A 12,965-nucleotide genomic window follows, 5' to 3' on the forward strand; every position below is an offset into this window, starting at 1 on the left:
CTCACTCTCACCTATTCTTCATAAATCTCATCAAACACTCCGCCATCTGCGAAATGCTTTTTCTGCACTTCATCCCAGCCGCCGAAATCTTTGATAGTTGTCAGCTTCACTTTCAGATTAAAAGTATCTGCATGTTTTTTCAAAATCTTCTGCTTTACCGGTCTGTAATAATTCTCAGCGATCAGCTCCTGTGCTTCATCGGAATACAGATATTTCAGATAAGCCTGCGCCGCAGCTTCGTTATCATGCTTTTTCACATTCTCATCTACAACTGCTACGGACGGCTGTGCCAGAATACTGATGCTCGGTGTTACGATCTCGTAATCATCCGGATTATCCCTCACAGAAAGAAATGCTTCGTTTTCCCAGGCGATCAGCACATCACCCTGACCGTTTTCCACAAAAGAAGTTGTTGCGCCTCTTGCTCCTGAATCCAAAACAAGAACATTCTGATAAAGCTTCTTTATAAAAGCTTTCATCTCTGTTTCATTTCCATTGTATTTTGCATTGGCATAAGCCCAGGCTGCCATGTAGTTCCAGCGGGCACCACCTGAAGTTTTCGGATTCGGTGTAATCACTCCCACGCCATTCTTTGTCAGATCATCCCAGTCATGGATGTTCTTTGGATTGCCTTTTCGCACCAGAAATACAATGGTTGAAGTGTACGGAGCACTGTCATCCGGATATTCATTGATCCATCCACTGTCGATCATGCCGGCATTTTGGATCGCATCAATATCATATTCCAGGGCAAGTGTTGCCACGTCTGCCGGAAGTCCGTTTGCGATCTCAAGTGCCTGCTTGCCGGAACCGCCATGAGACTGGATCACATCAACTGTCTGGCCTGTTTTTTCCTTCCAGTATTCTGAAAAGATCTTATTATATGACTCATAAAATTCTCTTGTCGGGTCATATGACACATTAATGATCTCCACGTGATTTTTATCTTTTGTATTATTACCTGATACTGCAATAGTTCCTGCAAGCACAACTGCTGCCAGTGCGATACAGACTCCTGCGATCCGTCTTCTTTTCATGATCTATGTACTCCCTTATTTGAATTGAATACATTAAACCATATTATTCCTATTATTTAAATAGGAATATCTGAAAACGTTTTCACATAATTTATCAGATGCAATAATCGCTCCACATACTGTCTTCCACACTGCTGCAGCTGTTTCGGATTACCAGTCTGCCTTCCAGCTCCATCCGAACCACGCCGGAATGTTCGCCCTTCAGCCTGTCCAGCAGCAGATACAAAGCAAATTTTCCCATATCCTCTTTCGGTAAACTTACTGTTGTGAGCATCGGCTTTGTAAACTGTGCTTCCTGGATATCATCACTTGATATAATAGAAGGCATATAATATCGGTTCCGAAATTTATTTAAACACTTCAGCATTCCAATAGCCGAAATATCATTGGCACAGTAAATTCCTGTAGGCATATCATCAGACTGGAGAAATTTTTCCATAGCCTCATAGCCCTCGGCTTCAGTCTGTTTCGTCTCGATCACATACTCCGGGATCACATCCAGATTATGCTGTTTCAAAGTCTCCAGGTATCCATTGTAGCGGTCTTCGCTGTGGCACTGTCCGACATATCCGATATTCTTATGTCCAAGCGATATAAGATATTCAACTGCTGCTGATGCAATCTTTTTTCCATCACATAGAACTTCATCCACCTCATAATTCGTAGAATTGCGGTTCACCGAAACTACACTTTTATATCTTTTATTCAGCTTCTTTAAAGCTTCCTTATTACATCTTCCGATAATAATCAGACCGTCCCTCTTCCCCTCCACTTCACCATACATTTCGTCAATCAGGCGATCCAGATTTTCTCTGCGGCACTTACGGTCATCAGAGAACACCGACATATACCACACTTTTGAAAGAATACAGTTCTTATCATGGATTTCACTCTCAATTACCCGCAGCAGCTCCGAAAAAAAAGGATCTGTCTGTGAGGAATCGGTTCTTGTCATCAGAATATTGATATACCATGTTTTCTCCTGCTTTGCAGAAACGCCCCGCTTCAGATTCCTGGCAGCCTCATTTGGCACGTAATTCATCTCAATGGCTGTTTTCCAGATCTTATCCCGAAGCCCTGAAACGGAACACTTATAATTGGGATTATTCAGAACTCTGGACACCGTAGCAGGCGAAACCCCTGCTTTCTCTGCTATTTTCTTGATCGACATGTTCCATTCCTCCCCGAAAAAATTTTCCTGCTTGCTTTCTCCTTATTTCATAGTAAATAAATATGTTTTATATGATAATGAGTATCATATAAAATGTCAATGTTATTTTGTGAAAACGTTTCACTGTCCTTTATTCTGTTTACTATCTTGTCCAGGTAATCTTATATATTGTTACTGTTACTTTACTTGCCTGAACTTTAACCGGGCATGTGAAAATACATTGAAATCATAGAACATATGCGTTATTATCATTCAAGTAGAATTGCTTTTATGAATATTTAAGATAATGATATTGGTATTGAAGCTACTGCTAAATGTTTAAGATGCCATTCAGAATTGAATAAAAAACCGTTATTCCTGCTCATAAAACATTAGCAGATTATGGAAGTTTAAGAAATCTGAATTGGAGGAATGGCTTAAAAGCGGAAGAAGCTCAACAGATTAGAGGAGGAAGCTATGATTGAATTATTTCATGATATAGATTTTGAATATCTTGAATCAGATAATTCGTTGGTTATTTACAATGATTGTATTGAATCATTAAAAAAGATGGAAGCAGATTCAGTAGATTTGATTTTTGCTGATCCCCCATACAATCTCGGTAAAGATTTTGGCAATGACAGCGATTCCTGGAAGGATAGACAAAAATACTTGGAGTGGTGTTATACTTGGATTGATGAATGTTTTAGAGTATTAAAAGATAATGGAACTTTTTATCTGATGAATTCAACCCAAAATATTCCATATATTTCAATCTATCTGCAAGAACACTATAATATTGTGAATGATATTGTATGGGCATATGATAGTTCCGGTGTTCAATCAAAAAAGAAATTTGGTTCTTTATATGAACCTATTCTTATGGCTACCAAAACTGATAAAGCTAAATATACATTTAATTATCAAGATATCCTGATTGAAGCAAAGACCGGTGCCAAGAGAGGATTAATAGACTATCGTAAAAATCCACCTCAGCCATATAATACAAAAAAAGTGCCAGGTAATGTTTGGGAATTTCCTAGAGTGAGATTCAAGATGGATGAATATGAAAATCATCCTTCTCAAAAACCAGAAATGTTATTGCAAAGAATCATCCAGGCATCAAGTAATCCTGATGAAATTGTATTGGATCCATTTGGCGGCAGCTTCTCAACAGCAGGTGTAGCTGTCAAACTTGGAAGAAGAGCAATCAGTATGGATATAAATAAAGAGTATTTCAAAATAGGTATTCGCAGAACTGGAATTTCAAAGACTTATAAAGGAGAAATTCTGCAAAAGGACAAAAGCAGAAAGACAAACAATACCTCAAAGAAAAGCCATATTAAGAATAACAATATTCAATTGTCACTTTTTGATATATAAAGCCTTAGCCTCGAACCACATATCGGAACGAGGCTAATTTTTTTCATTCAATATTATATTCAACTTTACATTGTGTGATTAATTCATCTATCATATTAGGCAGATATCCTTTAGATATATTTAATTCGAGCATTGCTTTGAGAGTAGGAATAGTAATTACTTCCTCAAAACAAGAGAGATATTGATTTAATACATTGATATCTGAATACTTCTCAAGAGCCACTTGTTTAATTCGTCTTAAAGCTTCTTCAGGAGTGATATCCTGCTTTATAACAAAGGTAATCGGATAATGAATCAATTTATCTATGTCCAAGAAATACTTATTGAAATCCAATACTTCCGTTACTTGAAAAACTCTTCCTAAAGGTTTCATTATATAATCGATACCGCCATCATTAGCATTTGTCCTTCCAACTTTAAATACTGTTAAGGGTACTTCTTGGGTTATTCCATTTAATGTGTATTTTATCGTTTGATCAATGAAATGATACTTTATGATTACATAGGATACAATTTCAAAAATACGAGCATCCGAATTTGGATTCAGTGTTTCTGATATAAAGCTGACAGATTTCTGCGGATTAGTAGAAACAGTCAATTTCAAGTCATTTAAATCATTAAAGAAACATGAAAATCTTTTCATTTTCAGCTCAACATATTTATTAATTATCTCAATACACAGTGGAGCAATATTTACTATATCTGCAGGCGATATTTGGACTTCAAGCAGCTTTTCATTAATCCAATATCTTCTAGTATCTAAATTCCGTCTAATAGGAATCTCTGCAGTTTCTGACATAAAAAATTTTTTGAATTCATCATTACATCTATTATTCAAAGCATGATTTTGAAGCTTCTCACCAAATGGAAGTTCCCTTGTACGGGCAAGTGCGTCAGTAAACATCATACCTGGATATTCAGAGTATCTTTTTGATGAATTCAAATATCCATTCTTTATGTAATCTTCAACAAGAACATAAATGGCATATAGATTTGCAAATGATCCCCTTGCTTTTGAAGATTTATCTACTGATTGAGTTTTCTTATCAAGATACTGCAATAAATAAGCATATTGATATACTCTTGCTGCCTGCATTCTATCATTATTACAATGTATGGAAATAATATCCATGATAAAATCATTCATAACGTATGCCCCTTTAGTCTTTTATCAATTATACGATTCTGCTTTTGCAAAGAGCTCTGAAACATTGGTATTTAATCCTCTGGCAATTTTCTCAATGTTGGCCAGAGAAAGATTTCTTTTTCCTGCTTCTACAGATGCCAAATATGTTCTGTCCATCTCAATTGAAAGCGCAAATTTTTCTTGGCTCAGCCCCAGATTATTTCTGAATTCTTTAATAGCAATACCTAAATTTGTTTGCAAGTTCATAAAGATCTCACCTCGAAATAATGATATATTTATGTGACTTTTAAGGCAACGGATTATAAGTAACAACTAAATATTTCCAAATACATTGAACCTATTCTCACCAGAATAGATATGAACCCATATAAAAATTATTAAATGAGAGTATTATAATCAAAAAGTTCTATTCTGCAAAAGCTGCAGGGGGCTGTTCGTTTGAACAGCCCCCTGGTCGGTATTCAGTATTTTATTTTTGAAATTCTTGGTTTGCAGATCCGGGAATCATTTTTTTACTGTTACTGTAACAACTTTCGTGATTCCGTTTCCTTTCACATAGATCTTACAGGTTCCGGCTTTCTTTGCTGTGATCTTTCCTGTGCTGGTTACGGTTGCGATCTTGTTGTTGGAGCTTCCTCCCGCCATAACATGCAAAGTCCACATTTTCCCTCTGATTTTATATAAATTGTACCAAAACAATACATTTTTTGCCAGTACAGAACTAAAATTAGACAAAAAAAACAGGCCGGATCACCCAATGGTAATCCGGTCTGTTTTTTATTGATTATTTTACGGTTACTGTTACTACATAAGATTTCTTTCCTGCTTTCACAGTGATCTTTGCAGTTCCTTTTTTCTTGCCTGTGATAACACCCTTGCTGCTTACTGTTGCAACGGATTTATTGGATGTTTTGTAAGTGATCTTATCCTTGCTTGTGATCGGGCTGAGGACTGGTTTCAGGGTCAGAGTCTTGCCTTTCTTCACAGTTACTTTTGATTTCAGGCCTGTGATCTTGGATGTCGCAACTTTGGAAGTCTGTACTTTAACTGTTACTGTTGCTTTCTTTCCACTCTTCAGTGTTACTGTGATCTTTGCAGTTCCTTTCTTTACAGCTTTGATCGTTCCTTTCTTATCGACTGTTGCGATCTTCTTGTTGCTGGAAGTCCAGGATTTCACGGAGTCACCTTTCGCCATAGTTACTTTGACTGCTTTTGTGCTCTGTTTCTGCTGCAAAGTGATGGATGTTAAGTTCAGCTTGATAGTTGCTTTCACCTTACTTCCAACATATCTGTAGTCTGGCTTCTTGCAGACAGAACAGGTTCTCTTCTGTTTCTGTTTAGCAAATACAGTTGCATCAGAGATCTTCTTCCAGCTGCTGAACTTATGTCCTGTTTTTGCAATAGCTTCTGTTTTCTTTTCACCGCAGTTGCTGCAGGTGTAAGTCTTCACTCCGTCTGCAGTACAGGTTGCTTTCTTTGTAATCACACCACTGTTCCACTTGTGGCCAAGTGCCGGTGTAACTGTCACTCTTGTATCTCCGTGTTTACGGCAGGTCTCAACCTTCTTTCCTTCTTTTGTACAGGTTGCTTTTGTATCGGATGTTACGTCCCAGATACAGTCTGCATATACAACTGTTACAGAAGGATTTTCTTTATAAGCATGTACATGGATGTAATAAATCTTGCCTTCTTTCAAATTGCAGTTGCCTGGATTGTTGCAGCTGTCATCCGGATCTTCGCCGACAACCCCTTCTACTACATAACCGCCATCTACAGTAAACCGATAATTATCTGTTTTTTCAGGAACAAATTTCAGTGTTACCATATCACCGCGAACAGCTTTTACAGTTGTAGCTTTATCGCGTTTCAGTTCCGGAACATTACTCCAGGAATCTGCTTTCAGCGGGAAACTTACCTGATATTTTCCAAGGTTCGCATATGCTATGCCAGTTCCATCGTCCAGCCATTTCACAGTTCCCTGATAAATATATCTTCCGGAGGAATCTGCATTTCCATATGTAATAGTTTCTGTGCTTCCGTCTGTGTAGAGTGCTTTTACCTGAAGTCCTTTATAGGAAACAGCATTTACATCATTTGGAAGGCATTTTACCTGTTCCGGTGCCTTCACCAGTTCCAGACCTTTTAATGTTTTCTTTACCTTCCTGATCTGGAAGCTTGCCTCGGGATCATTAACTTCACCCAATGCAGACACAAGATATTCTCTACCTGCTTCCAGCTGAACAGAATAATTGTTCTCACCTTCATAAGCCTTCTCTACAATGCAGGTTTCCCATTGATTATCGTACAGCTTTCCGTAAGTCCAGACATTTACATTATTATAATCATTATCTTCCTGTTTCAGAGATATTATGTACTGTCCTTCTGATGAAGGTGTAAAACGATAATATTGGCGATCGAAAGTGGTTATTTTATAATCATTTGCTTCTTTAAGTTCTTCCAGTGATGGAATTCCTTTTACAGTAATATTTTCTTTCTTTTCTTTCTCGTCATCTGATCCAAGATTCGTATATTTTACGGTTACTGTATAAGTAACTTCTTTTTCAGTTCCTGTCTGTTCCGGAATATTAATATCTTTATCAATGGCATTTCCATAAGCATCTTTTCGATTCCACCAGTTTGTTATTTCCGTAGTTCCATTCTCATAAGTTATTTTAACATCATAGTAACTTCTGATATTGTCTATAACTGTAAGAGCAGAGATATCTACGCCTTCTCTTGGTACGATCTCAATGTTCTTAATCGGAACAATATTTGTCTTATGGAAAGAAATGATAAAGGAACCTGTATCTTCGTTATAAGTTCTTGGCAGGTATGTATATTCTTTGCCCTTTTCAAGCTTCTTTATAAGGCAGAAGTTTCCATTTCCTGCATCCTCATCATTTTCTCCGATCTTATCTCCGTCACACATCAGATCAACATAAGTGTCCAAATATGATCCATCCAGAGATTCGGACTCCATTGTATAATATCCATCCTCTTCCGGAGTGAAAGTACAAGGAATATCTTTGCCTGTGTAAGTGATGGCTTTTCTCAGTCCGTCAGTAAGTGCAATACTGCTTACTTCTTCCGGAGTTTCTGTTGCTGCTGTATTTACAACTCTGAGTTTACACTCTGCGCTGGTATAAATAACAGCAAGGCATGTTTCGCCTTTTTTCAGATTAATGCTGTAGCCTTCATCTTTGTATCCTTTTTCACCGTCTGAATAGAATACTCCAACTCCTCTGTTGTATCTTTCCTGCTCATTACTGCATTCAAATACATATTTTCCGTCTTCCGGAGCTGTGAATGAATAATATCTGTCGGAATATCCTGTATTCTCAAACTGTTTCCAGACATCTTTTTCCAGGGATGGAAGCTTGTCCATTTCCAGTTTCTTAGCGGTGATCGTATCGGATTTAACAGGAAGCTTGGACATTTCTACAGCAATGGCACTTCCTGTCTGGATACTTGCACTGAGATAAGGTGTAACTGTCCATTCACCTACTGTCAGAGGTTCATAATAAGAATGCTCCTTACCTTCACTGTCTTTTACCTGGTAGTGGAGATAATATCCGTTTACAAGATCGGAACCTTTTACAGTTCTGGATTTGTTTTCCCCGAATCCTACGGTTGTCTGCATGTTCTCTTCTTTAAAGTATTCCACACCTGCAATATAGTTTTTCTTTAATGCAGTTGTCTCCATTTCAGCCGGTCTTGTTACGGAAGAAACTGTTATTTTCAGTTCCGGACAATATTCATCTGCATCTACATAAAGATAATATTCTGTGTCTTTCTTAAAGTCTGCATATGCTCTGTAATTCTCCAGCACACAATCAGTCGGGCCTCTATCTTTAGCAGTGCGGAACTTGATCGTGGATATCGGAACATTCGTCTCAAGCTCATAACGTCCATCTGCAGGAGCTTTATATTTCAGGACAAGCTTATCCTGATTCTTGACTTCCGTTGTTCCTGTTGTAACTTCCTGTTTCACAGATTCATCAAGAGAAACAACTTTTACAGGGATGTCTTCTGCGTAAACACCGCCAAAGTTTACTCTGAATACATAGTCACCTGCCGGAAGATTTTCATAATCATCTACAGACTCATAATAACCGCTGGCATCTTTTGCTTTGAAAAGATCGTAAGACATCCATCTGCCATATTCATCATCGTTATTTTCCGCATCCAGTTCACGGGTAGTTCCATCATCATATGTAACTTCCGCTGTCAGATCATCAAGCCATGGTCTCTGTACTCTTTCTATGAAAGTCAGATCTGTCGGGCTGTAGGATTTTATTTTTACAGAACTAATCTCCGGTACTCTCTTAACAAGAACTGTTGCATCTTCGCTGGCATTTGCATCCTCTTCCCATATCTCCCAGGAAATTAAATATTTTCCTGCTTCCACTTTTCTGTAAGAATCATCCCAGTCTGGTGAATAATCCTCAAGATCTCCGTTTTCGTTAAGCTTCTTCCAGTTCAGATCTCTGTCTACTCCATCCTGTTCCTGAATTTTAAACTGATACCTGCCTGTTTTTTCTACTTCGAAAGCATACCAGGTTGGAGAACTCTTTCCAGATACAGCAACTTTAATATGATTTTCGCCTTCTGTAATTTTAGCATAACTGTTAAAATCCGGTTTCTGTACAGTAAATGGAATTTCAGCACTGGTTACCTTATCACAGATATATGTCAGTTTGTAGGAACCTTCCGGCAATTCGATTGCAACACCATCATCATCATACCATTCTGTAATCTCGCTTCCATTACTGTCTGTAACCTTTGGAGTGATCCGGTTTCCATAACGGTCATATGCACTTTGTCCAAGATATACTTTTACCTGCTCGCTCTGTCCGTTTTTATAATTAACGGTAAGGCTTCCTGGTTGTCTGTACATATTAACATTATCCAGACCTTTTATATAAGTCATAGATTCCTCAGAAAATGCAACAGAAGAAACTTCCTGCCGTTCTTCCACTGTAAGGTTCCACTGATTTACATAATCATCTTCGTCGTCTGACCAGATTTCTCCCTGTAATCCAATATAATATGCAGTCCCTTTTTCCAATGAAACCACGCATTTTGAATTACTAACATCATATTCTATATACTCTGGTCCTTCCTGGGTTTCTTTAAATATATTACAGGTCTCTACCGGAGAGATTACATATGTAGCTGTTTCAGGAGCTACAAACTTATACCAGCTGTATTTGATCGTATTACTTTTAACTGCGTTATCACTGCCAATATGAAGTTCCTGAAGCTCACCAGGCTCCACAGCTTTTACTTTATAGGTGCTTTCTGTAGCAACTGGCTCATCATTACATAAAATTACAATATTGTAGGTTCCCGCATTTAAAGTTGAACCTGCATTATATATATCAGCACCGTTTTCTGACTCAAATCTGTAGCTTATGCGGTTTCCGTAAGCATCATCTATAATGTAGTCATTTTTAAATGTTATCGTATCTGAAGGTTTTTCATTATCATACTGCAGAGTTACTTCCAATCCATACAGCTGTCCGTAATCTAATCCGGCGATAATTTCCTGATTTACGATATTCTCAGTATTCAGCTGTACAGAAGAAGGGGTTACAAGTTTTTTCATGTTTACTGAAAAATAACCTGTCTGACTGCCTTGCTGTCCTACACGGAAGTAGTAGGTTTTTCCTTTTTCTGCCTTAAAGATAAGCTTGAAATTACACCCTATGCCACCGTCATCATCTGAAAATGTATAGTCCCATTCGCTTCCCACAGCTTTGGTATCATATCCATATACAATAGGATCTCCATCATCAGAATCTTCCGAACTGAAACTATAGTTTCCATCCTCAGCCGCAGTAAATGAAAACCATTCCCACTGATCCGCTTCCTCAATATCCACATCATAGCTCTGATCCAATTCCAGTTCCTGTACAGTTTCCGGAATAATAGATGAAGTCTCCTCGTCCTCAAAATCCTCATCATCCCCGGCACTGAACGGAAGCTCTTCCTCTGCTTCAGCTTCTTCCGGTTCCACGGTTTCAACAGGCTCCTGTGTCAGTTCCTCCTCCGGCTGAGTAAGTTCCTGTGATTCCTCTGTGCTTTCCGTTTCTGTCTCTGCTTCTGCTGTTTCATCTGTGAGAGAAGCTTCATCTGCAAAAGATTCTTCTTCCACATTCTCCTCCGCTGGTTCTGCCGCAGCTTCCTCTGGCTGTGCCTCTGCCTCATCCAGCACAGGTTCTGATGAAAAATCCGCACCGCTTACTGCAAAAGCCGTTCCATCCACACTGGTAACTGTCAATGCAGCTGCCAACAGCAATGCCAGTCTTTTTCTTTTCATACATCTTCCTCCTTATAAGTTGTATTTTTAGTCTAATTATACTATTTAGCATTATATTCTGCCACATTAAATTCATAAAAAAACAAAAAAACCTCTCACAGCGCACGGCCGTGAAAGGTTTCCATTGCGATCCCTGTTCCCAGAAGGCACCAGAATACCGGTGCCGCCGCAAGGTTGGAATCATTCATTATTCCCATTAATAAAAATCCTGTAACACTTAAGAATATCCCCAGTTCCCAGAAGCTGACCTTATCTCTTGTACTCTTCCGAAATCTTTTTACAAAAGATATCACATACCGCAGCCAGAATATTATCAGACAGATAGTAGATATCACACCTGTCTGCAATGCTGACTGCAGATACATATCGTGGGCTCTGGTCGGAAGCTGCTGGTACATACTGAGGCTCGTATTTGCTTTCATCACATAATCCGTCTGAGGAAATTCTGCCGCGAACGTATCCGGACCGCTTCCCCATAACAGATGCTTCGCGATCAGCGGAATCGTTCTTCCCCAGATATAGCCTCGCCCGGAAAAAGCTCTCTCATATCCTTTCAGAACTGCTGCTGCATTCCGGATCTCATCAGATTTTCCATACTGGTTCAGGTAGAAATATTTTTCCCCACCTGGTTCCTTAAAGAAGTTCCAAGTGATATCTCCCTGACTGACCATAATATAAGAAATCTGATCCTGACTGTAAGTGTCAAAAGCAAGATCTTCATAAACAGTATCTCTGAACCGGAAACACTGGCTGTCTGTGTCCCAGATTGCCGTGAGCTTGTCTTTTTTATTGGAAACAGCATTAAGCATCTGCCCTATTTCTGTTGTTTCCGGCATCAGTTCCAGGGTATTGCCTTTATATTTCACTGTGATTCCATTCTCACCCGGCTGGATTTCCTGCATATCGTATGTATTCTTATGTAAACTTTCTCTGATTCCATTTATGAGTCTGTGACTGCCGGCCAGATCATATCCAACGAACAGAACAACAAACAAAAGAACAGCGATTCCCGTATACGCCCATCTTTTTTTTCCGTTCTTACTGCCCGTACCTGTCTGCGTGCCTCTCTGTCTGCCACTCTGTGACTGCCGGAAATATACTGCCAATATCGCAAGAATACATCCAACTGCCAGTCCGGTTCTTGAACCGGTTCCGTATAAACAAATACATAGAATAATGCTGAGGCTGCCACCAAAAATCCTGCCAGCTTTACCGGCTGCTGTTATAGTCAGGATCACAACCACCGGCAAAGCCATCACCAGATAGACACCTGCATAATTCGGCGTATAGGATGCCATATATACAGTGGAATTTCCACTTCCGGAATACAGATAACTCATGGCGTCCTTTGCTGCGGAATCCAGCCCTGCTGAAAGGATGCCTTTGCCGGCCGATGTATAAAAGAAATCTTTTCCTGCCATCTGTGTAAGACCGATAACTACCGGAGCTACAGTTCCTGCGGCCAGTGCCCAAAGTATTTTTTTCACATCTTCTTCTGATTCTGTCACCTGAACACAGTAGAAAACTGTCACCAGATATCCCAGAAGTACCCATACAGATTCATACTGCTGCCACATTCCTTTCAACGATAATGCTTTGTCAGCAGACAAAATCGTGGAAAGAATTGTAAACCCCGCGTATACATATAATGGAATAAAATATTTCCAGTTTTTGATCCGGATCCCCCTGAGCAGACTTCGATCTATGAGAACCAGCAGCATTGCTGCCACCAGGATCAGAAAAACGATGCTTTTCCAGTACATAAAGAAATCATACTGAAAACTTCCGTCCGGGAACCAGGAATATTTTCCCAGATCTACTTCTGTTTTCTGTCCCTTCGCCACCAGCGGCAAAAGGATCATTGTAAGAATCCCGGGCAGCAGATCCGCCCGGATTCTTTTTTCAGTTTTTTTCATAGTATTTTAT

General features: G+C 39.1%; 8 protein-coding genes. 1 reads left to right on the top strand and 7 read right to left on the bottom strand.

Going from position 1 to position 12,965, the window contains the following annotated elements:
* Window positions 1–11 precede the first annotated feature (11 nt).
* Together HFM85_RS09590 and HFM85_RS09595 are read right to left on the bottom strand one after the other, a co-directional pair.
* Complete coding sequence (locus tag HFM85_RS09590; RefSeq protein WP_173738039.1) at window positions 12–1,037, bottom strand: sulfate ABC transporter substrate-binding protein; 1,026 nt, start codon at window positions 1,035–1,037, stop codon at window positions 12–14.
* A 94-nt stretch (window positions 1,038–1,131) separates the two neighbouring features.
* Window positions 1,132–2,208 carry a LacI family DNA-binding transcriptional regulator gene (locus HFM85_RS09595; protein ID WP_173738038.1) on the bottom strand — a complete coding sequence of 359 codons (1,077 nt, stop codon included), beginning with the start codon at window positions 2,206–2,208 and terminating at the stop codon, window positions 1,132–1,134.
* Window positions 2,209–2,664: 456 nt separating this feature from the next.
* On the opposite strand from HFM85_RS09595, the gene yhdJ reads away from it, so the two are divergent.
* Complete coding sequence (gene yhdJ, locus HFM85_RS09600; RefSeq protein ID WP_173738037.1) at window positions 2,665–3,570, top strand: adenine-specific DNA-methyltransferase; 906 nt, start codon at window positions 2,665–2,667, stop codon at window positions 3,568–3,570.
* A gap of 43 nt (window positions 3,571–3,613) precedes the next feature.
* On the opposite strand, the gene HFM85_RS09605 is transcribed toward yhdJ, so the two are convergent.
* The 5 genes from HFM85_RS09605 to HFM85_RS09625 all read right to left on the bottom strand — a co-directional run bounded on the left by HFM85_RS09605 (window position 3,614) and on the right by HFM85_RS09625 (window position 12,955).
* Window positions 3,614–4,717, bottom strand: coding sequence for a restriction endonuclease (locus HFM85_RS09605; protein ID WP_173738036.1), 1,104 nt, complete (start codon window positions 4,715–4,717; stop codon window positions 3,614–3,616).
* 24 nt (window positions 4,718–4,741) lie between these two features.
* Window positions 4,742–4,963 (bottom strand): helix-turn-helix domain-containing protein, encoded by a 222-nt coding sequence (locus tag HFM85_RS09610; RefSeq protein WP_173738035.1) that lies wholly within the window; start codon window positions 4,961–4,963, stop codon window positions 4,742–4,744.
* 258 nt (window positions 4,964–5,221) lie between these two features.
* The gene (locus HFM85_RS09615) at window positions 5,222–5,380 is read right to left on the bottom strand and encodes a hypothetical protein (protein WP_173738034.1); all 159 of its coding nucleotides are present in this window, start codon (window positions 5,378–5,380) and stop codon (window positions 5,222–5,224) included.
* Between the two features lie 121 nt (window positions 5,381–5,501).
* The gene (locus HFM85_RS09620) at window positions 5,502–11,039 is read right to left on the bottom strand and encodes an Ig-like domain-containing protein (RefSeq protein ID WP_173738033.1); all 5,538 of its coding nucleotides are present in this window, start codon (window positions 11,037–11,039) and stop codon (window positions 5,502–5,504) included.
* Window positions 11,040–11,134: 95 nt separating this feature from the next.
* Entirely contained in the window at window positions 11,135–12,955 is a 1,821-nt protein-coding gene (locus HFM85_RS09625; RefSeq protein WP_173738032.1) for an O-antigen ligase family protein, read from the bottom strand.
* Window positions 12,956–12,965 lie beyond the last annotated feature (10 nt).

The sequence above is a fragment of the Blautia schinkii genome (assembly GCF_013304825.1).
Taxonomy (GTDB): Bacteria; Bacillota; Clostridia; order Lachnospirales; family Lachnospiraceae; genus Blautia_A; species Blautia_A schinkii_B.

Bases quoted from the DNA above. Each gene is read 5' to 3' on its own strand.
- HFM85_RS09590 (WP_173738039.1), bottom strand. From the start codon at position 1,037: ATGAAAAGAAGACGGATCGCAGGAGTCTGTATCGCACTGGCAGCAGTT.
- HFM85_RS09610 (WP_173738035.1), bottom strand. From the start codon at position 4,963: ATGAACTTGCAAACAAATTTAGGTATTGCTATTAAAGAATTCAGAAAT.
- yhdJ (WP_173738037.1), top strand. From the start codon at position 2,665: ATGATTGAATTATTTCATGATATAGATTTTGAATATCTTGAATCAGAT.
- HFM85_RS09615 (WP_173738034.1), bottom strand. From the start codon at position 5,380: ATGTGGACTTTGCATGTTATGGCGGGAGGAAGCTCCAACAACAAGATC.
- HFM85_RS09625 (WP_173738032.1), bottom strand. From the start codon at position 12,955: ATGAAAAAAACTGAAAAAAGAATCCGGGCGGATCTGCTGCCCGGGATT.
- HFM85_RS09620 (WP_173738033.1), bottom strand. From the start codon at position 11,039: ATGAAAAGAAAAAGACTGGCATTGCTGTTGGCAGCTGCATTGACAGTT.
- HFM85_RS09595 (WP_173738038.1), bottom strand. From the start codon at position 2,208: ATGTCGATCAAGAAAATAGCAGAGAAAGCAGGGGTTTCGCCTGCTACG.
- HFM85_RS09605 (WP_173738036.1), bottom strand. From the start codon at position 4,717: ATGAATGATTTTATCATGGATATTATTTCCATACATTGTAATAATGAT.